The following is a 19388-nucleotide window of genomic DNA, read 5'->3' as shown; positions in this document are numbered from 1 at the left end:
TAAGACGATAGATTATATAAATCCGCCCGTCTTAGGGTAGGCCGAATACCCGATAATTTTCCCTGTGCGAAACGAGAGCTTTAATCGGAGGCGGCAATCCGATTTTTTCTGCTTTTTATGCCGAATACAATAATTGAAGCTGCCGCAATCAGTAAAAAAGCCAAACTTATGGGGCGCGTAATAAAAATCATCAAAGAACCGTCGGATAAAATCAAAGCCCGTCTGAAATTTGCTTCGGCAAGCGGTCCGAGCACAATGCCCAATAAAATCGGTACCAACTGGAAATCCATACGCCGTAAAAAATAGGATATTATTCCGAAGATGATAATAATGTACATATCGTAAATGCTGTTGTTTGTCGAGTAAGAACCCGCTAAACAAAAAGTCAATACGATACATGCAAGTACTTCATACGGAATACGTGTTATATGAGCATAGAATTTAATAAAAACGTTTCCGGCAATATACATAAAAATATTTACTACAATCAGCCCCAGCATAATGGCATAGAGAATATCTCCCTGATCCCTAAAGAGTCTCGGGCCCGGAATCATACCGTGTACCATAAAGGCACCCATTAAGATAGCCGTTGCACCGTCGCCGGGAACTCCCAATGTAAGCATGGGAATCATGGTTGCTCCGCATGCACCGTTATTTGCGGATTCGGATACGGCAACTCCTTCTATTTCTCCGGTCCCGAAGGTTTCGGGATGCTTTGAACTTTGTTTCACTTGATTATATGCAATAAAGGCCGCCAAACCGCCTCCGGTTCCGGGAGTTGCCCCTATAATCACACCGATTAAAGAACCGATGGAAATAGGCTTGCGGCAGCGGCGGTATTCTTCTTTTGTTATTTTACATTTTGTAACGCTCTTTGCGGAAACGGTTTTATGATCCGTTTTCGGATTGTATTGGGACTTCATCAGAATTTCGGAAATAGCGAAAAGACCGATGAGGGCTATAATCAAATCGACACCGCGCAACAGGTTGATATTATCGAAGGTAAAGCGCGGCGTTCCGCTGATGTTGTCCATACCGATTGTCGATACAAAGATACCGATAGATGCACCTATAAGACCTTTGAAAATACTTTTATTCGATACGCCCGCGATAACCGATAAGCCGAAAATCGATAAGGCGAGATATTCCGCGGGTCCGAACAATAGGGTTACTTTGGCGATTTGCGGTGCTGCAAACAAAAGTACCAAGGCGCTTATGAGGCCTCCTATTGTAGAAGCATAGAGCGCCATAGACAAGGCCTTATAGGCTTCGCCTTTTTGGGTCATGGGATAACCGTCAAATAAGGTTGCCGCATTCGCGGATGTTCCCGGTGTGTTTATTAAAATAGCGGTTATTGAGCCGCCGTATGTTCCTCCGCAATAAATAGCCAAAAGCATCAAAATCGCCATGACCGGTTCCATTCCGTAAGTAAGCGGAATACAGAGAATAATTCCCAAATCCGATGTTAAACCGGGAATGGCACCCACTATAATGCCTAGAATAAGTCCTACAAGAATTATTACTAAATTTTGCCATGCAAATAAAAGATGCAGTCCGTCCAATAAAATCGACACTTAAAACCTCCTTTTGTCTTACGGTAATGAAACATGCAGCATAACGGAAAAAACAAAATCAACTATAAAAACGGTAACAGCTGCAATGCCGTAATAATACCATTTGCGGGCACCGTAAAAAATCAATATTGCAATCGTTAAAAGCAGTGTGGAAATAAGAAAGCCGATTTTTCCGATAAGAAAAGCATAGATGAGTAAAAGTGCAATAAAAAGAAAAGAGCGCAATTCTTTTTTTACTTTTTCCGATTTTAGAAATTCGGTGTTTATACGTACCTCTTTTTTAGGCATACCGAACAGCCCTTGAAAAAATAAAGCAAGTGAAAATAAAAAAAGTCCTCCGACAGCGATAGCCGGTACCGTTTTTGCCGTTATAGCCGTTTTTTCGAGGGTCGGAATTTGCGAAGGAATTAAAAACCATGCCGCCGCGGAAATAATCATAAATACCGTTCCCGCAATGATTTCATTATTGTATTTTATTTTCATATTGCCCCCTTAATAGGATAGGGCGGGTTCGGATTTTTACAATCCGAACCCGCCTCTGTCTTTTTATTTTTTTACCAAATCTATATAATCTTTCATAGCAAGGGTTTGATCATCGATATTTTTCAAAATATCTTTTTCGCCTGCACCCCATGCTTCCATTCCCATACCTTTCATGAATTTTTGAAATTCGGGATCCGCATATACTTTTTTGATGAAATCGGTAAGAACTTTCTTTTTATTTTCGTCAACCGAGGAGCGCACTGCAAAATAATCCATACCGACAAATTCCGCATCTATGCCCTGTTCTTTAAAAGAGGGGATACGGCCGATTCCTTCAACTTCAATACCTTCAGGGATAAATGTACCCAAGCATACGAATTGTCCGTTCTTTACATAGTCGCGGTAAACGGGCGGAGAACCGATGGCAACGTCCACATGGCCGCCGGCCAAAGCATTAATCGCATCCTGTCCGCCGTTATAGGGAACGGCTTCGGCCGGAATACCGAGTTTTTTAAATAAAACGGAAATCATAGTATAACTGTCATTTCCCGGGCCGCCCGTTGTTGCATATTTGATTGTTTTGCCGGCTTTTTTAAGTCCTTCCAGAGTAGAGATACCGCTTTTGGAAGGATTGGTTAAAACGACGAATTCAACCACACGCATACCGATAAGAGGAGTAATATCTGAAATAGTATAGCTTACTTTTTGGAATGCCGGAGTTAAAGAAAACAGGGGACCGTTTGCAACAACCATTGTGTAACCGTCATCTTTTGCCATCAATGCCGCCGTCATTGCAATCGTTCCGGCTCCGCCGGTTTTGTTTTCAACGATGACCGGAACACCGAGGTATTTTTCACCGTAAGAAGCCACTTGCCGGGCAATCGTGTCGGGGCCTCCTCCCAGGCTCCAAGGCATAATAATCGTTACCTGCTTGGTAGGAAAGGCATCGCTTTTTTGTTCGGAATTTCCCATTGCAAATGATACTGTGCACAATGCGGCCATGAGCATAATGCATACCGATGTTTTAAATTTGTTTTTCATAAAAACCTCCTTACTGAAAAACGTATATGTAAAACTACATATTACACATCAACAAATTCGGGGGAAGAGCCGTTTTCCCCAAAAGATATACGAATAGCCTGAAACGGTTTTTCCCGTGAAAAATACGGTTCATAATTTATCCCGTCACTGAATAAAAAGACGGGCTGTTTATTCGGCGCATATAATTCCGTCAACATTTTATACACTGCCGGATCGGCGCTGTTATGCCGCCTGTCGGAAGATGCCGTTGTTAATATGTAGTCGGGATTCATCATTGCCATAATTTTTTCATCTACCGCATCTTTTTGCCCGTGATGGGGTAATTTGAGAACGGTTACATTTTTAAGTAAAGGAAAAATTGATCTGTCCCAATTTGCAGGACAGTTATCCGCACATAATAACAGATGAATGTCTTTGTTCGAAATTTTCAGCAATAAACTTGCGGCATTCGATATCCTATCCAAATAGGGGAACCATTTGCTTTGCTGTTCTTCCGGCGGGGCGGAGAAAAAATTCCGTAAGCCTTCAATAAAAGCGTTTTTATCTTTTTCTGCCGGGCCTAAAACCCGTATTTGTAAATTGCCGGCAGGGATATTCATGCCGGCACTTATTTCTTCTACGGGAATTCCCCGGCTTTCGCATAATTGCATAATATCCGTAAATCGGTATAGTGCCTGCGCAAAAAGTGTGACGTTTTCCGGAGCATTTTCATGTGCAGGCGGAATGATTCGATTTTTAAAAAGTTTCGGAGCGTAGGGGATGAGGACTTTTTTGACCGGAATTCGGTTACATACGGCTGCCAAGCCGGCTGCATGGTCTTCGTGTATGTGGGTTATAATCAGGGTATCTATATGTTTGATACCGGCTTTTATCAGGTAGTCGGCCGAACGTATACGGCATGACGAATCCGTAAATTCGGAATCAAGTGCGCTGCCTCCGTCGACGAGTATGACGGAATCTTCACATTCCAATAAAAAAGAATCACCGTATCCTACATTTATACATGTAAATCTCATTTTTTCCTCTAAAATCCTTTCCGATTCAATTTTTTAGGCTGTTTGCCGGATAATCAATTCCGTTTTTGTCTCAATGACTCGGCTGAAATGCCCGGCACCCTTTATCAGGTCGAATAAATACGATGCGGCGAGTTTTCCCATAGCCTGCATATCGATTTTTACTGTCGTCAATTCCGGTTCAATAATGCGGCTGATTTCACTGTCGTCAAATCCTATAATTGCAGCATCATCAGGAATACGCAGGCCCTTTCTCAGGCATGCTTTTACGGCGCCGATCGCAATCGTATCATTGGTGCAAAAAAATGCTTGCGGGGGCTTGGCCGATGACAACATTGCCGTTGCACAATCAAAGGCGTGCTGTACTGTCGGTTCAATATCCGCAATAATCGATACATCAATAGGAATCTTGTTTTGCCTTAAAACGTCTTCGTAACCTTTACGGCGCGATTTGTAAATATGCGGTGAAAATCGGCCTGCAAGAAGGGCGATTTTTTGTCGTCCGGTTTTTATTAAATACTCAACGGCACTGACCGCCCCTTCATAGTGGGCTGCCGTAATACAGTGTAATCCTTCCATGTCGACAATATTGTTTAAGATAACGACGGGAATATTTTGCTTACGGAAGCTCCGTATCGTTGCCGTATCCGTTTGCCCTGCGATAATGGCTCCGTCAAGATGTTTTTTCATATAGATTTCGCCGCTGGGCAAACGCAAATCCTTATCCGATGATATAAAAACGCTGTAACCGTTTTCAGTAGCGGTTTCCAATACCGAATCGAATACTTGAGAATAAAAAGGGTTCAATATAACCGGATATTGTTTTTCATATATAATAAAGCCGATATTATCCGTCCGTTGACGGGCCATCGCACGGGCTATCGCATTCGGAGTATAATTTAAGCTTTTTGCCGCATCATATACGGCTTTTTTTGTTTTTTCGCATACCATTTCAGGATTTGCAAATGCCCGCGATACGGTTGCTTTGGAATAACCGCATTTTTGGGCAACGTCTAAGATTGTAGAATTAATAATATCGTCCTTTTATGAAACCGTTCTCATTTTAGTATAAGTCCTTTTTTTGAACTTGTCAAATAATATTTTCACCTAATGCGGTTTTTGTCGGCAGTTTTCTTTTTTTACGATTTTAGTTGACGATTTTCTCTTTTTAAGGTTATATTATAGTTATCTAACACTTGAAAATATCCCGACGGATATTTTTACGGAGGTAATTAATTGAGTAACATAACAAAGCGTTTAGCCGTTCACACGGCGGATTTTGCGGTATTATATGTAAAACTGCACAATTATCACTGGCATGTAAAAGGCTTGGAGTTTAAGCCCATTCACGAGCTTACGGAAAGCTATTACGAAAAGATGACGGAAGCCTACGATGCCGTTGCCGAAAGACTTTTGCAGCTCGGAGAAAAAGCTCCTTCAACAATGAAGGGCTATCTTGAAGTATCCGGAATAAAAGAAGAAGCTGCACGGACTTTTACGCCTGCCGAAGTAATTAAAATGGTTCTTGCCGATTTTGAATACTTGGCAAAAGAACTGCAAACCACGAGAATTGAAGCTGCCGACAGCAACGATTCAACAACCGACGCTATTTTAGCCGGTCTTATAGAGCATCTGGAAAAAGAAATCTGGATGTTAAAATCTTCTCAAAACTGAAAGATGAGGGCTGTCAAAAAAGGAAATGCCTTTAGGACAGCCCTGTTTTTTTAAGGCGGGAGTGCGCGTTTTAAGTCCTCCCGCTTTTTTATCCTCTTTATTTTTTACCTGTAGTATCTTTCGCCAGTTCGCTGATTGACGTAACGATTCCCGCCAAATTCTGAATATCCGAAGGAATGATTATCTTGGTTGCCTGACCGTTTGCCGCTTTTTCAAGCGCTTCAAGGCTTCGAAGGCGTATAACCGCTTCGTCTGCGGCAACGCTTTTAATCATTGCAAGACCGTCTGCCGTCGCCTTTTGCACTTCCAAAATAGCCTGCGCTTCGCCCTCGGCTTTTTTAATGGCCGCTTCTTTTGCCGCCTCGGCTTCCAAAATCAGTGAAGCTTTTTTTCCTTCAGCGACCAAAATAGCCGACTGCTTTTGCCCTTCGGCAATCAATATGGATTCGCGGCGTTCGCGCTCGGCGCGCATTTGTTTTTCCATCGCTTCCTGAATGGAATCCGGCGGTATAATGTTTTTTACTTCGACACGGTTTACCTTAATGCCCCAAGGGTCGGTCGCTTCGTCCAAAATGCTTCTCATGCGCGTATTGATAACATCGCGGCTGGTAAGGGTTCCGTCCAATTCAAGTTCGCCGATAATATTGCGCAATGTGGTGGCCGAAAGATTTTCTATCGCGTTCATCGGATTTTCAACCCCGTAAGTGTACAGCTTGGGGTCGGTTATTTGAAAGTAAATAACCGTGTCAATCATCATCGTAACGTTGTCTTTTGTAATAACCGGCTGGGGCTTAAAATCGAGCACCCGCTCTTTAAGCGAAACCCTGTTTGCAATGCGGTCGATAAAGGGGATTTTTACGTGGATACCCACCTGCCAGGTTGCGATGTAAGCGCCCAGTCGCTCGACGATAAAAGCTTTTGACTGCGGAACGATTCTGATGTTCGGAATGATGACAATCACAATCAATAAAATAACCGCAAACAATACATATACAGACATAATTCCTCCTGAATTAATAAATTAAGAATTTGTGTAATTACAACAATACATCACAGCGATTTGACGATACAGGTAACGCCTTCTATTTTTTCAATAATGCATTTGTTTCCCGCCGCAAGAAGCGTACCGTCGGCGGTTTTGGCAGTCCATACCTTACCTTCGATTTTTATTTCGCCTTTTTCAAACTCGCCTATGTCTTTTAGCACAAGCGCTTTTTGCCCGATAAGACTGTCGGCGTTTGTTTTTATTTTTCGTGCTTCCAGCTTTTTTTTGACAAAGGGACGGGTTAAAATCAAGAGAGTGCAGGCAATGATTAAAAATAAAAATACTTGAAGTACCGGCGGTATCGGTAACAGCGACACAAAAACCGTAATAAGGGCGGCGAGGGCAAACCATATGGTTGTAAGCTGCATGGTCAAAGCTTCGGCCGCAAAACAAATGACCGCAACGGCAATCCACACCCAGGGAAGGCTTGCGGTAAGTATTTCTCTCATAAGCAGACTATACCGCATTTTTTGTTTTTATGCTATAGTGAGATTATGGACTCTTTGTCGGTAATGGGCGGGTTTGAGCAATGGCTTGAACAATATATGAACTTTGAAAAAAATCCCAAAAAAGATGCGCTGTGGCTTGATACGATGAAATTTTTATGTGCCGAGTTTAAAAATCCGCAAAAAGCATATAAGTCTATTCACGTAGCGGGTTCAAAGGGTAAGGGCTCGGTTTCCGTTTTATGCGCTTCGGTTTTGGAGGAGGCGGGCTTTAATACGGGATTGTATACATCTCCCCATGTATCCGATGTCCGCGAACGGATCCGAAGAGCTTCGGGCTTTTTAAGCGAAACCGAATATGAAACGGCTTTGAAAAACTTTATTCCCGCTGCCGACCTTTTAACGGCAAAAAAACTTGACGACAAAAAGCCCGCTACCTGGTTTGAATTGATGACCCTGTTTTGCTTTGTGTGTTTTCGCGGCTGCGCTATGGATTGGGCGGTCTTTGAAACGGGGTTGGGAGGCCGTCTCGATGCAACAAACGTGCTTGTCCCCGAAATATGCGCTTTGACATCCGTCGAACTTGAGCATACCGAGTATTTGGGCAATACCCTTGAGATGATTGCGGCGGAAAAAGCCGGTATTATCAAGCCGGGTATTCCCGTCTGCTGTACTCGCCAAAAGCCTGAAGTAAAAAACGTATTTAAAAATACCGCAAAAAAAACGGGCTCTCCCGTTTATTTTCTTGATGAGGTGCTTGAATCTCTCGAATATCATGCGGTACTGCCAAGCGTCGAAGCTGCGAACAGCGCGGTTGTGCAGCAGGTGAGCCTTGCTTTCAAAAAGCCCGCCTCGGCAAATCGGGCATTTTTTTTGCGCCCGCTTTCATTCAATTTAAAACTTGCAGGCGAGTTTCAAGCGGAAAATGCGGCGTTGGCCGCCCTCGTTTTAAAAACCGTTCTTCCCGATTTGGATGAGGAAGTGATAGAAACGGGTTTTGAAAAAGCCTTTCTTCCCGCCCGTTTTGAAATAACCTCTTTTCGGGGTAAAAGGGGCGGCGGTACCGTCGTCATCGACGGCTGTCATACCCCGAACAGTTTAACGGGTACTTTAAAAAGTTTTTATTCGCGTTTCGGAAGCGGCTGCCACCTTTTATTTGCCTGTGCGGCGGATAAAGATGTGGAAACGCTTGCCCGTATTATCCGCTCATCGGCCTGCGAGTTCAGCCGCATAACGCTGACCGTTCCCGGCGCGGTAAAGGCTTCCGATTACGAAAAAACACGCAAAAGTTTTGAATCTGTTTTCGGCTCGGCCGGTATACAAGGGGGCGGCATTTTCAGTTCTCCGATTTTACACGGTTCTCCCGATTACAAAGCCGAAATACACAGTGCCTTTGAATGCGCCGAAAGCGAAAACAAGGTGCTGCTTGCTGCAGGCTCGTTTTACCTTGCGGCCGAAGTTAAAAACTGTTTACAAAGTTTCGGCTGATTCAGGAAGCGGCATATCTTCGAGTGTATAAAGGAGCCTCTCGCCGCTTACCGGGTGGTTGAATTGCAGCGCCGAAGCGAAAAACAAAAGCCGTGCATCCGTCTTGCCCGCATAGGAGGGATTGTATAAAACGTCTCCTATGACCGGTAAACCTATCGAAGCAAGGTGGGCGCGTACCTGGTGGCGAAAGCCGCGGTTTATGCGGCACAGGACGCGGGCTTTTTTTTCATCACCGCGCGGCATATTGACCGACAGGACTTCGGTGCGGTATAGGGTTTGCCCTGCCTTTTTTCTATCGAATTTTCCCGCATTTTCAAAAACCGGTTTTACCTTTTTGCGGCCTTCGCCGTAGGGACGGAAACGGCTTTCGATATAAAGGGGTAGCGGTTGTGCAGACGAAAAAGATGAGGCCGCGCAGTATGCGTCGCAGTATGCGAAATAGTATTTTATAAAGTTTCCGTTTTTTTGCTGTTTTTCAAAATTCTCAAAAGCGTTTTGTGTTAGGGCGGCAAGCAAAAGGCCCCGCGTTGCCGTATCCAATCGGTGGACAAGACCGCCTTCTATGCGCTTTTTTCCGTAAAATCCCGCCGCCGAAGGGAACAGTTCAACTATTTGCGAAAGCGCATTGTGTGTATCCCCTTCTTTAATCGGGGCCGAAGGAAGACCTGCGGGTTTATCGACAATGATAAAATCGGCATCGGATGCCATGACCGATATCCGTAAATCGGGTTTCAAATCAGTCATACAAAACCTTTTCGGTATTTTCCGGAAGGACGGTTGCTTCAAATTCGGTGTGCAGCGTTTTTAAAACCTTTTTAAAACGCAGAGGAACGGGAGCTTTGAATGTTTGTAAATCCCGCTTACCCGTTTTTAAAGCGCCGCTATTTTCTTCGGTTTTGATGTACGGAAGACGGATTCCGAGACGGCGTGCATGGAGCATTAAAGATGCATCGGTAAAGAGGGCATCTTTTTTTCCGTAGAGGGGGTCTCCGAGTACGGGGCAGCCCAAATGCTTCATGTGTACGCGGATTTGATGGGTCCGTCCCGTTTTGATTTGTATACGCATAAGCGAATAGGGCCCGTAAATACCGATACAGCGGTAGACCGTATAAGCGGATTTTCCCGTTTCCGGATTTTTACTTACGGCAAATTTTTTGCGGTTTGAAGGGGAACGTGCAATGTGATTTTTAATTTCTCCGTACAAAGAAGGAGGGTGTCCCTGAACGATTGCAATGTATTCTTTTTTTACGCGCCGTTTTTTAAATTCGGTTTGTAAAAATACTTCGGCTTCCCGGTTTTTTGCGGCAATTAAAACCCCCGAAGTATCCTTATCAAGGCGGTGTACGATTCCCGTCCTAAAAGCCGCTTCCCCAAGTTTTTCTGCGGAACCCCAATGATAGAGCAGGGCGTTTACCAAGGTCGCGCTGCGGTTTCCCGCCCCCGGATGAGTAACCATACCCTGTGCCTTATTGACTACGGTAACATCTTCGTTTTCAAATAAAATATCCAAGGGGATGTTTTGCGGTTCTATAAATTCCGGCAGAGGGTCTTCCCATTCGATAAAAACCTCTTCGCCGCCCTTGAGACGAAGTGAAAGTTTTGCGGCTTTGCCGTTTACGCTGATAAGGCGTAAGCCCGTTTTTAAACGCGAACGGCTGATGTTTTGGACGGTGCTTGCATATATATCGAGGCGAAGGGGGCAGAGACTGATGTCGGCGGTAAACCGTATTGAAGGCATTATTCGGTACTTCCGTTTTGATTTTTTGGGATTTGATTTTCGTTGACGGCTTCCCGTATGCGGATAACCGTCCCCTGTTCTTCACGTATTTTTTCCAAAGCCTTTTTTTTACGGCTTTGTTTTACCTGCATCACGATAAAGTCCGTAAGACCGACGGCAAGGCTGATTCCGGCCGCCGTTGCGATAATGCCTATCTGCTCATTCGTGCTCAATTTTGCTTCCGCAGAAGAAAGAGGAAAGGGATTGGGAATATAAGCCGGCTTAAAGTCGTTTGCACCGTAACGGTAGAGCGAATATACGAGGGTTGTGCCGAGGGTTGTAAAGGGGAGGGAACCCAGGGTAACTATTTCCGCCCGGCGCAAGTCCTTCGCCCACGAGGGAAGTTCTTTTCCCTTTTCGTATCCTTCAATTTGAAGGGCTTCGTTTTCCGAAGCAAAAACCGGGGAGAACATAAAAACCGCTATGCACAGGATAGCTGCCGTTTTTTTCATAAGGCATTCTCCGAAGCGGCATTTTGAAAAAGGCGGCTGCCGATACGCACCAGGGTCGAACCTTCTTCAACTGCGGTTTCAAAATCGCCCGACATACCCATCGAAAGCTCGCTCAATACAAAAGCCGAAAACCGTTTTTGCATTGCTTCCGCAGTTTTCCGCAAAGAAATAAAAGCGTTTCGCACCGCTTGCGTTTCCGCCTTATCGCTCGGATTATGTATGAGCGGTGCCATAGTCATAAAGCCGCATACTGAAAGTTTTTTTTCTTCGGCATATTCCAAGGCGCGGACTATATCGTCGCTATTCATAAAACCTGCCTTTGATTCTTCTCCCGTGTGTACTTCCAAAAGCAGTCTAAGCGGCCTCTTTACCCGAGGACTTATTTCCCCTTCGGCGGCCGAGCGTTTGGCTATTTCTTCGAGCAATTCGATTCGGTCTACCGAATGTATACAGCTTACAAGGGGTAAAATCGATTTTACCTTATTGCGCTGGAGACTTCCTATCATGTGCAACGACGCATCCGGAAGATTTATGTCCGTGTTCCCGAATTTTTCAAGAGCCTCTTGAACACGGTTTTCGCCGAAGAGGCGGATTCCGGCCCTATAGGCAGCTTCGATTTCTTCCGTAGAACGGAACTTGGTTACGGCCATTAATTTTATATCGGATGCATTCCTTGCACTTCGCTCGGCCGCTTTTTCTATGCATTCCCGTATACAGTCCGTATTTGCTTGAATGTTTTTTTGAAGATTATTCATTATATGTTTCCTCCGTTTCGGACTGCGCTTTTTTGCATTATCTTGCAGGATGCGTCCGCAAGTAAACATATTTTTTCTATAGGTAAGTCTTCGGCACGGCTTTTGGGGTCGATACCTGCTGTGCTGAGGACGGCTTGTGCAGTTTCGGCACTTCCGTAGAGGGCGGTTAAATTATTTTTAACGGTTTTGCGCCGCGAGGAAAATAAGTTCCGCTGCAATTTTAAAAATTCGGCAGGGCTTTTACATGCGGGAAAATCCGCCTTTTTCGTAAAAACAACCGCTTGAGAATCGACATTCGGCCGCGGCCAAAAACTTCCGCCGGCCAAATCCATAAGCGGCTGTATATCATAGGCCCAGGAACACAAAACCGAAAAAGACGAATAATCCGCCGAACCGCATTTTGCCGCCATGCGCCGTGCGACTTCTTTTTGCACGGTAAAAACGCAGCGTTCAAAGCGGACGGTTTCACAAACCGTGTCGGCGATGATTTTTGCGGCGATATTATAGGGGAGATTTCCGCATAAGCGGTCGGGAGGTCCTGAAAGCCTGTATTCTTCCTTCCATGTTTTTAATACATCTCCTGCAACGATTTTAAGCCGGCCCTTTTGTATTTCGTCGGAGAAAATCTCTTCGAGAAGAAGGATAAAACCGCGGTCTATTTCAAAAACGGTCAGTATCGCGCCCTGTTTTAAAAGTTCGGCCGTAAGGGCTCCCAAACCGGGACCTATTTCCCATACCTTCATGCCCTCGCTTACGGCCGTTCCTTCGGCAATTTTGGCGCGCGCACGCGGATTTACGAGAAAATTTTGCCCGAACTTTTTTTGCATAGCCATACCCCGGCTGTCCAAATAGTTTTTTAAAAAAGAGGGCGAATCATAATCCGGTAAGTGCACTCAAAACTCCTTCAAAGGGATCTGTCTAAAACACAATCGGCGGAAAACGGCCGAAAAAAAGTACCGTGTATTTTAAAACACTGTACAGTAATTGCATTATAACACCAAAGGGCCCTGTAAGAAAAGGCATTATAAAACAAAGGCTTACGCATATAAAGCCTGCGATAAAAAAAACGGATGCAAGGGGCGTTACGACAACCGAAGCGATAATTCCGGCCACAGTTATGCGGCCGAATAAGAGGGCACAAAGGGGAGCGGTAAAAATCCATGCTCCGATTGAAGAAGCTGTCGAAGATACGACCAACGGAGGTAAAATTCTGTGCAAAAAAGGACTGATGAGGGGTGTCAAAATCAAAATACCGGCAACCGCCGCATAGGAAAGCATAAAGGCCGGATTGTAAATATCGGTGTGTAAAAATGCCGCTTGGATAATAAAGGCGGCGCATAAACAATCGAGGGCCGCACTTTTATAGGTATGGACGGATAAAAGCCGGGTTAAAAACATAATCATCACGCACAAAAAAGCTCTTATGAGCGAAGGGGTGGCTCCCGCAAACCAGATAAAAACACACATGAGGATAAGCGATAAAAGAGCGCTCAGCTTTTTCCCCGCAAAAACTGCGGCCAAAGAGGATGCGGAAATAAAAAGAGACAAATGCATCCCCGATAAGGCTAAAATATGGGCCAGTCCCGCATCATTAAAAGCTTCGGCAAGGGCCGCATCCGTATATTCACGTGCGCCGGACATAAGGGCAAGGACCAAGCCTCCCGCTTCTCCCCATGCGTAAAGCATACGTTTCAGGTACAGGCGAAACAGCGCTCGGGTACGCGAAACGGGGCTTTTCCATCCCAAAAAGGCAGTGTCTTTTGCGATAAAAACAGGTATATCGGAGCGGGGAAGACGGTGTTGGGTACCCGTACTGTCTATTTCTCCTTCGTTTGAAAAGGCCGACTCCGACTTACCGAGGCTGTGTCCGGTACATAAGAGGCGCGCGCCTTCTTCGGCCGGGACGGCATTTTCGGCAAGCGAAAAAAGTTTTCCCGGATACAGAGCTTCAACCGTTTCGGCCGGTATAAGCAGTTTTACCCGCCCTGAGGCTTCAGCCTTTCCCGCGGCCGACTGAACCGTTTCAACATTAAACAGCATTGCGTAAAAGCGGCCCCTTGCGGTTTTTACGGGATTCGAAGCTATGATGCCTTCGGCCGAAGTGATTTCACGTACATCGAGAACTGAGCGGAATACAAAGGGATCGGCTTTTTTTATAATACCCGCATATAAAAGTACGGCGAGAATAAGGGCCGAAACCTTAAGCGGATGAAGCTTTGTAAGCGAATGCCGTATAGCCGATTTTAAATCTACCACTTTAATTTACTGAGCGCATCCCGTGCCGCCGACAAAACTTCTTCAGGATAAGCTTGATAGGTTGCATAAAGCAAATCGTCGAAGGCCGTTTTATCGCCTAAAAGCTGCAGGGATTGAATGACGGCAAGGACCACCGGAGTGCTGACATCCTTGTTTTCTTCCTGAGCTTTATTCAGCTCTTTCAGATAATTAGACAAAAGCGAACCGGCTTCCGCCGAGGCAAGGCGTGTAAATGCGTACATTATTTCGATAAATTGAGTATCGGTCAAAAGCCCCTCGGCATACTCTTTTCGGGCGGCGGTAAATACCTCCCGCATAAGGGAAGGAGAGCGCGTCCATGATACCCGATATAATTCGCGCACCGCCTGCATTTTAAGCGCAATACGCTCCTTTTCAGTCTCTTCGGGACCGGGATTCTTTTTGATTGTCTGCGAGAGGGTGTTTTCCGACATTTCGGCTTTAAAAAAATCCGAGTTTTTAGGATTATTCAATACCAAATCAAGGGCACGTTTTTTCTCTTTGATTGTTCCGCTTGCAATAACGGCACGTATCTGCTTATCGTAAATGCCTGCAAAACTGTCCAAAGAGCGTTCGGCAGTGTTTGAAATATCGGTATCGGAAGCAAGAAAACAGGAAAACAGCACCGGAAACGAAGAGGCATTTTTAAATTTTCCCAATACTTCAATGGCCGTTTTAAGTATCCCGCTATCGGATGCGGAAGGAGAACCCTCCTTTGTGTAGGATGCCAGCCGTTGTTCGGTATAGGTATTTATAAGCTGAACTATGGATGCCGAGGTATGAAAAACCGATGCTTGAAAAGACGGAGAGTCGGCGGCTCCGATTAAATTTTCCAATATATCTTTTTGCAGGGCCGTATGTTCCGTCATCGAAAAAATCGATTCAAGAAGAGGAAGAACATCGGGATGTGCGGAAGCCGGAATCTTTTTTACCGTTTCGCGGGCGAGAAGGATAAAGTCCTCGTCTGCAGGTAACAGAAAATGATTCATTTGTATAAAGCGAAGAGAAAAAAGGCAGAGTTCCGTAAAGCCGCTTTCCGCCGGATCCGCATTTTTAATGATGGAAGTTTTTCCGCGTATACTTTCTTTAACAAAACTTTTTTTCAAATCGGGTGTTTGGGCAAAGCACAATTGCGCCGCAATAAAAAGGCACAGAGCATGGAATATCGGTTTTAATTCTGAAACCTTACAATATCTTTGACTCATGTATGCGTTTATACTCCGTTTTTGTTTTTTTGTCATCAATCGGAACCTCTGCTTAAAGATGCCGAATCCGTTTCATCGGGCAGCGTTTTATAAACATAACCTAAGATAATATTCTTAAACCACGGTGTCGTTTCCAGACATTGAAAGTGTATGTACGATTCGTTATAGGCTTCGTCATACTCAAAAGACTTCGATATACCGTACATGATAACGGTTTTTCCTTCAAGCTGAAATTGCAGTTTTATAAGCATTTTTTGCTTAGCTTTTCCCCCGATGCGGATAAGGGCGCCTCCCTCCGAAATATCTTCCAGTACGCATTTGAGTCCGGGAGAACTTTCCGGCTTTAGCCGTGTTTCGCTTTTTTGGGCACCTAAAAAGAGGCGGGCCTGTACGCTGCATTTACATCTTACCGATGTACGCTTTTGAGATCTGAGCAGGGCTGCACTATGTGCCAATGCGAGCGCATTTCGGCCGTTATACAAGAGGCTTTCCGCAACAAGCGTATCGAACACATAAAAGGCATCGCCTTGACGATGAAAATATACACTGATTCTTTTACCGAGCCACTGTGCGCCGGAGACGGTCAATTCTCCGTTTTCCAGCGGCAGTGAAACGATGAGGCGGCTTCCGCTGTGCATTACATGGGAAGAAAACATTCCGCTTCCCTTTCGTAAAATACTGAGCTTTTGTCCCCGCGTGAGAAAACGGGTATTGCGTATACCGCGCTTATTATAGGGATCCAATTCCGCCTTGGTACGGTATGTGTACAGGCGGTGTAAAAAAGCCTGTACCGATTCGGTATTGGTTGTTTTGTGTTTTTCGCCTTCGGCTAAAAGGGCCGCAATACTTTTGCTTAACGCGCGTTTTGATGAATAAAAATAATAGGGGTTGTCGGGATGGTCTGCAAGAGCAATAGGCCATAAAAATCGCAGTTCCGAAAATAAAAAACCGCCTCTCATACCTTGGATAAAAAATCTGAGCACGGGAGAAACCGTCATCGAAACACGCAAAATAATAAGGAGAACCGCTATTGATATTAAAACGGCAAGAACAGTATACATAAAAGGCCTTATGCTATATTATCACATTTGTGAAATTTTTTCATCACATAAAAGGCCAAATTCTCGAATATTGTCTTATAATTCTTGTTTTTGTGATTCCGCCGATTTTTTCTTCGCCGCTCTCCGATGCTCAAACGGAAAGCGGCAGGTTTGCCCCTCTTTCGTTGCCGGCCTTGGTTTTTTATACGATTGCCGCAGCCTTTTTTTATCTGAGAGCGGGAAGAGCCCCCGATTTTAGAAAAAAGAACGGATTCTTTGCGATAAAAAATCTTTTTGTTCCCGCATTCGGAATGCTCCTTTGCTATTGCGCTCTGATTCTTTCGGCTTTGTTTTGGAATTATGCCGCAAAGGTTTCGGGTAACACCGAACTTCCGTCCCTTATATTTCCGCAAACCTTTGATAAACGGCTTTTATTATATGCATCGGCAATCGTTCTCGCCTCGTATGAAGAAATGCTGTTCCGTTTTTTTTTGCCCGAATGCGGTCTTGCAATTATTCACGATATTGCCCCCGAATCGGAAAAATCAAAATCAGGCTTTGTTTTAAAAGCGGCCGCGGAAACTATACCGATTGTTTTATTTGCCCTTGCTCACCGCTATTTGGGGCTTTTTGCCGTAGGCAATGCCCTGTGTGCCGCAATTATCCTGCGCCTTGCCCTGTATAAAAAGCTGCACATAGCGCTTCTCTGTGCGGTTCACGCCGCCTACAACATAACGATTTTTATCGCATTGAGCTGTATGCGCAGTTGATTTATCCCCTAATACGGAACTATCGCTATAAAGGCGCCTTTTTCCGCGCGCAGTACCACCCGCTTTTTGTGCGCAAGATAATCGGCGCGCACCCTGTTGCTTAAGCTGAACGCTTCGTTTTTCCAATCCAAATTATCAAGCGGCCATTCCAAGCCTTCGGAATATATTTTATATTCACCGTCTTTTACGGGCACGGGAAAAACCGACATATGTTCGGCACAGCGTTCGGCGGCAAACTTTAGAATCGCGCCCTTGCCGTCGGAAGCGGGACGCAGGCTGTATACGGCTTGTTCGCGGCACAGCCATATATCCGGGAAAAAGGCGCGCTCGAATTGCTTTACAATGCCGAGCAAGTGGTCTATTCTTCCGCCGTCGCCTCCGCACAGGATAATCGGCATATTGTGCCCGCCCGTCCCTTCAGCCGCCGAGCCGCTCCCATGAAGTTGTACAGAGGCCGGGACGTTTTTCCGCGTTTGCGCGCTCAAACCGGAATTACGGGACAAAAGCTCCGAACCCCGCGCTTCAAGCTCTGGACGCTTTGCAAAAGCTTTTTCGAGGGCAAGGACGGTGTCGCTTTCGGCTTTATCGCGCTCGAATATGCGGATTTTATCTTCGGGATAGGCCGATAAAAGGCTTTTATCCGTTAAACTGTCCATATCGCCGACAATCAAATCGGGTATATAACCGAATTCCCGGGCGCAGAGGAGCCCCGAATCGGCTGCAATCACAAAGCAGGGCTCGTCAAAATCGTGCATAAAACGCTCAAACACCGCCTTTTCGGGATGCAGGGCGCCGGTAAAAATTAAAAGGGGCTTCACAATCAAACCGTCCTGTAAATCAATCTTATCGCGGCACTTTTACAAAGGAGCGCAATAGGCTATACTCATTGTATGATAAAAAGCATATCTGTACCACCCGTATTACAAAAAATAAACCGCATTTTTTCGGATGCGGGCTTTGAAGCCTGGCTTGTCGGAGGGGCCGTGCGCGATATTGTGCGCGGGAAAAAGGCTTCCGACTGGGATATAGCAACCGACGCACAGCCCGAACAGGTATGCGCCCTTTTTAAGCGCGTAATTCCGACGGGTATCGAACACGGAACGGTTACCGTTATCTTTACGGGACATCACATCGAGGTTACGACATTCAGAACCGAAAAAGGCTATTCCGACGGACGGCACCCCGACGCGGTACAATATGTAAGCGGTATAGAAGAAGACTTGGCACGGCGCGACTTTACGATGAACGCAATCGCGGTCTCCTTAAAAGACGGGCACATCTTCGACCCCTTTGACGGTAAAAAAGACATTAAGTCAAAAAACATCCGCTGCGTGGGAGAGCCTTCACAGCGGTTTAACGAAGACGGCTTGCGCCCGGTACGTGCAATCCGCTTTGCTTCAACATTGAATTTTACAATTGAAGAAAAAACCCTCGGCGCAATTTCCGGTGCCCGCGAAAAAATTGCCGGAGTAAGCCTTGAGCGCTTCCGCGACGAGTTTATAAAAATCCTTTTATCCGAAAAGCCGTCTTACGGCTTATCCCTGCTTGAACAAACGGGCATTTTAAGCATCTTTATACCCGAACTTGCATCCTGCCGCGGCGTAAATCAGGCTGACGGGCGCGGTCATCACCGTTTCGACGTACTCGACCACCTTTTTTATGCCTGCGACCATGCGCTGTCGCGCTCTCAAAAAGAAGACAACCTGCTTACGATACGGCTTGCCGCCCTTTTTCACGACATCGGAAAGCCGCCCGTTAAAAACGAGGTAACAAAAAACAATATCGACTGCATTACCTTTTATTCGCACGAAAAAGAAGGGGCGGCCCTGTGTACCCGTATTTTGGAACGCTTGCGTTTTCCGTCAAAAACCGTGCGCTATGTAAGTTTTTTAGTTTTACACCACATGTTCCATTATGAATCCTCGTGGACGGATGCCGCCGTCCGCCGTTTTATGGCGCGCATTACGCCTCCTGCCGGTTTGGGAAACCTTGAGCAGGCTTTAAGCGATTTATTCGACTTACGGATTGCCGATGCTTCCGGTATGACCAATTCGGCACCGATTTTGCATACGGGAACGTGGAGTGCCGACCTTTTGGAATTAAAGGAGCGTATAGATAAAGAATCAGCTCAAAAAAACGCCATAGGCTTAAAAGATTTGGCCCTAAGCGGCAGGGATTTAATCGAAGCGGGCATTCCTTCCGGGCGCGGCTTGGGCCTTCTTTTGGAAGAACTCTTGCAAACCGTTTTGGACGACCCCGCATGTAATACAAAGGAAAAGCTTTTGGAAATTGCGGTAAATAAAGGGGTAAAACAGGGTGAACCCTGTAGTACACTTCAGTGAATTGACAAC

Annotated in this window: 20 protein-coding genes; 4 read left to right on the top strand and 16 right to left on the bottom strand. The window is 45.5% G+C overall.

What is annotated here, in order from left to right:
- Positions 1 to 80: 80 nt before the first annotated feature.
- The 5 genes from V1L52_RS09095 to V1L52_RS09075 all read right to left on the bottom strand — a co-directional run bounded on the left by V1L52_RS09095 (position 81) and on the right by V1L52_RS09075 (position 5131).
- A complete protein-coding gene (locus tag V1L52_RS09095) occupies positions 81 to 1574 on the bottom strand; it encodes a tripartite tricarboxylate transporter permease (protein WP_428768959.1) in 1494 nt (497 codons plus the stop codon).
- 18 nt (positions 1575 to 1592) lie between these two features.
- Positions 1593 to 2057, bottom strand: coding sequence for a tripartite tricarboxylate transporter TctB family protein (locus V1L52_RS09090; RefSeq protein WP_428768957.1), 465 nt, complete (start codon positions 2055 to 2057; stop codon positions 1593 to 1595).
- Positions 2058 to 2120: 63 nt separating this feature from the next.
- Positions 2121 to 3098, bottom strand: coding sequence for a Bug family tripartite tricarboxylate transporter substrate binding protein (locus tag V1L52_RS09085; protein ID WP_428768955.1), 978 nt, complete (start codon positions 3096 to 3098; stop codon positions 2121 to 2123).
- 41 nt (positions 3099 to 3139) lie between these two features.
- Positions 3140 to 4114, bottom strand: a complete 975-nt coding sequence (locus tag V1L52_RS09080) for a ComEC/Rec2 family competence protein (RefSeq protein ID WP_428768953.1) — start codon at positions 4112 to 4114, stop codon at positions 3140 to 3142.
- A 33-nt stretch (positions 4115 to 4147) separates the two neighbouring features.
- Positions 4148 to 5131 (bottom strand): LacI family DNA-binding transcriptional regulator, encoded by a 984-nt coding sequence (locus tag V1L52_RS09075; protein ID WP_428771820.1) that lies wholly within the window; start codon positions 5129 to 5131, stop codon positions 4148 to 4150.
- 216 nt (positions 5132 to 5347) lie between these two features.
- Between V1L52_RS09075 and V1L52_RS09070 the strand changes: the two genes are divergently transcribed.
- The gene (locus V1L52_RS09070) at positions 5348 to 5785 is read left to right on the top strand and encodes a Dps family protein (RefSeq protein ID WP_428768951.1); all 438 of its coding nucleotides are present in this window, start codon (positions 5348 to 5350) and stop codon (positions 5783 to 5785) included.
- Positions 5786 to 5882: 97 nt separating this feature from the next.
- Here the strand turns inward: V1L52_RS09070 and V1L52_RS09065 are convergent, their stop codons facing one another.
- Together V1L52_RS09065 and V1L52_RS09060 are read right to left on the bottom strand one after the other, a co-directional pair.
- Positions 5883 to 6785, bottom strand: coding sequence for an SPFH domain-containing protein (locus V1L52_RS09065; RefSeq protein ID WP_428768949.1), 903 nt, complete (start codon positions 6783 to 6785; stop codon positions 5883 to 5885).
- 50 nt (positions 6786 to 6835) lie between these two features.
- The gene (locus tag V1L52_RS09060) at positions 6836 to 7279 is read right to left on the bottom strand and encodes an NfeD family protein (protein ID WP_428768947.1); all 444 of its coding nucleotides are present in this window, start codon (positions 7277 to 7279) and stop codon (positions 6836 to 6838) included.
- 45 nt (positions 7280 to 7324) lie between these two features.
- On the opposite strand from V1L52_RS09060, the gene V1L52_RS09055 reads away from it, so the two are divergent.
- A complete protein-coding gene (locus tag V1L52_RS09055; protein WP_428768945.1) occupies positions 7325 to 8764 on the top strand; it encodes a bifunctional folylpolyglutamate synthase/dihydrofolate synthase in 1440 nt (479 codons plus the stop codon).
- On the opposite strand, the gene V1L52_RS09050 is transcribed toward V1L52_RS09055, so the two are convergent.
- From V1L52_RS09050 to V1L52_RS09015, 8 genes are read right to left on the bottom strand one after another with little or no spacing between them, the layout of a single operon-like run.
- A complete protein-coding gene (locus V1L52_RS09050) occupies positions 8747 to 9508 on the bottom strand; it encodes a pseudouridine synthase (RefSeq protein ID WP_428768943.1) in 762 nt (253 codons plus the stop codon). The genes V1L52_RS09055 and V1L52_RS09050 overlap by 18 nt on opposite strands.
- The gene (locus V1L52_RS09045; protein ID WP_428768941.1) at positions 9501 to 10502 is read right to left on the bottom strand and encodes an RluA family pseudouridine synthase; all 1002 of its coding nucleotides are present in this window, start codon (positions 10500 to 10502) and stop codon (positions 9501 to 9503) included. The genes V1L52_RS09050 and V1L52_RS09045 overlap by 8 nt, the downstream gene beginning before the upstream one ends.
- Positions 10502 to 10993, bottom strand: coding sequence for a hypothetical protein (locus V1L52_RS09040; protein WP_428768939.1), 492 nt, complete (start codon positions 10991 to 10993; stop codon positions 10502 to 10504). The genes V1L52_RS09045 and V1L52_RS09040 overlap by 1 nt, the downstream gene beginning before the upstream one ends.
- Positions 10990 to 11748 (bottom strand): YggS family pyridoxal phosphate-dependent enzyme, encoded by a 759-nt coding sequence (locus V1L52_RS09035; RefSeq protein ID WP_428768937.1) that lies wholly within the window; start codon positions 11746 to 11748, stop codon positions 10990 to 10992. The genes V1L52_RS09040 and V1L52_RS09035 overlap by 4 nt, the downstream gene beginning before the upstream one ends.
- Complete coding sequence (gene rsmA, locus V1L52_RS09030) at positions 11748 to 12641, bottom strand: 16S rRNA (adenine(1518)-N(6)/adenine(1519)-N(6))-dimethyltransferase RsmA (RefSeq protein WP_428768935.1); 894 nt, start codon at positions 12639 to 12641, stop codon at positions 11748 to 11750. The genes V1L52_RS09035 and rsmA overlap by 1 nt, the downstream gene beginning before the upstream one ends.
- Positions 12642 to 12666: 25 nt before the next feature.
- Positions 12667 to 14004 (bottom strand): ComEC/Rec2 family competence protein, encoded by a 1338-nt coding sequence (locus V1L52_RS09025; protein ID WP_428768933.1) that lies wholly within the window; start codon positions 14002 to 14004, stop codon positions 12667 to 12669.
- Complete coding sequence (locus tag V1L52_RS09020) at positions 13998 to 15227, bottom strand: hypothetical protein (protein WP_428768931.1); 1230 nt, start codon at positions 15225 to 15227, stop codon at positions 13998 to 14000. Before V1L52_RS09020 ends, V1L52_RS09025 begins: the two co-directional genes overlap by 7 nt.
- A 35-nt stretch (positions 15228 to 15262) precedes the next feature.
- Positions 15263 to 16288, bottom strand: a complete 1026-nt coding sequence (locus tag V1L52_RS09015) for a PilZ domain-containing protein (RefSeq protein WP_428768929.1) — start codon at positions 16286 to 16288, stop codon at positions 15263 to 15265.
- Positions 16289 to 16317: 29 nt separating this feature from the next.
- On the opposite strand from V1L52_RS09015, the gene V1L52_RS09010 reads away from it, so the two are divergent.
- Positions 16318 to 17037, top strand: coding sequence for a CPBP family glutamic-type intramembrane protease (locus tag V1L52_RS09010; protein ID WP_428768927.1), 720 nt, complete (start codon positions 16318 to 16320; stop codon positions 17035 to 17037).
- Positions 17038 to 17045: 8 nt separating this feature from the next.
- On the opposite strand, the gene V1L52_RS09005 is transcribed toward V1L52_RS09010, so the two are convergent.
- Positions 17046 to 17855: a thiamine pyrophosphokinase gene (locus tag V1L52_RS09005; RefSeq protein ID WP_428768925.1), complete on the bottom strand. Its 810-nt coding sequence runs from the start codon at positions 17853 to 17855 to the stop codon at positions 17046 to 17048.
- Positions 17856 to 17927: 72 nt separating this feature from the next.
- Between V1L52_RS09005 and V1L52_RS09000 the strand changes: the two genes are divergently transcribed.
- Positions 17928 to 19379, top strand: a complete 1452-nt coding sequence (locus V1L52_RS09000) for a CCA tRNA nucleotidyltransferase (RefSeq protein WP_428768923.1) — start codon at positions 17928 to 17930, stop codon at positions 19377 to 19379.
- Positions 19380 to 19388 lie beyond the last annotated feature (9 nt).

Source organism: Treponema sp. HNW (assembly GCF_050320395.1).
Taxonomy (GTDB): Bacteria; Spirochaetota; Spirochaetia; order Treponematales; family Treponemataceae; genus Treponema_C.
This window is presented reverse-complemented; position numbering and strand designations above follow the sequence as displayed.

Coding starts and splice junctions, on each gene's coding strand:
- V1L52_RS09090 (WP_428768957.1), bottom strand. CDS start 2,057: ATGAAAATAAAATACAATAATGAAATCATTGCGGGAACGGTATTTATG.
- V1L52_RS09085 (WP_428768955.1), bottom strand. CDS start 3,098: ATGAAAAACAAATTTAAAACATCGGTATGCATTATGCTCATGGCCGCA.
- V1L52_RS09080 (WP_428768953.1), bottom strand. CDS start 4,114: ATGAGATTTACATGTATAAATGTAGGATACGGTGATTCTTTTTTATTG.
- V1L52_RS09065 (WP_428768949.1), bottom strand. CDS start 6,785: ATGTCTGTATATGTATTGTTTGCGGTTATTTTATTGATTGTGATTGTC.
- V1L52_RS09060 (WP_428768947.1), bottom strand. CDS start 7,279: ATGAGAGAAATACTTACCGCAAGCCTTCCCTGGGTGTGGATTGCCGTT.
- V1L52_RS09055 (WP_428768945.1), top strand. CDS start 7,325: ATGGACTCTTTGTCGGTAATGGGCGGGTTTGAGCAATGGCTTGAACAA.
- V1L52_RS09050 (WP_428768943.1), bottom strand. CDS start 9,508: ATGACTGATTTGAAACCCGATTTACGGATATCGGTCATGGCATCCGAT.
- V1L52_RS09045 (WP_428768941.1), bottom strand. CDS start 10,502: ATGCCTTCAATACGGTTTACCGCCGACATCAGTCTCTGCCCCCTTCGC.
- V1L52_RS09040 (WP_428768939.1), bottom strand. CDS start 10,993: ATGAAAAAAACGGCAGCTATCCTGTGCATAGCGGTTTTTATGTTCTCC.
- V1L52_RS09035 (WP_428768937.1), bottom strand. CDS start 11,748: ATGAATAATCTTCAAAAAAACATTCAAGCAAATACGGACTGTATACGG.
- V1L52_RS09020 (WP_428768931.1), bottom strand. CDS start 15,227: ATGAGTCAAAGATATTGTAAGGTTTCAGAATTAAAACCGATATTCCAT.
- V1L52_RS09015 (WP_428768929.1), bottom strand. CDS start 16,288: ATGTATACTGTTCTTGCCGTTTTAATATCAATAGCGGTTCTCCTTATT.
- V1L52_RS09000 (WP_428768923.1), top strand. CDS start 17,928: ATGATAAAAAGCATATCTGTACCACCCGTATTACAAAAAATAAACCGC.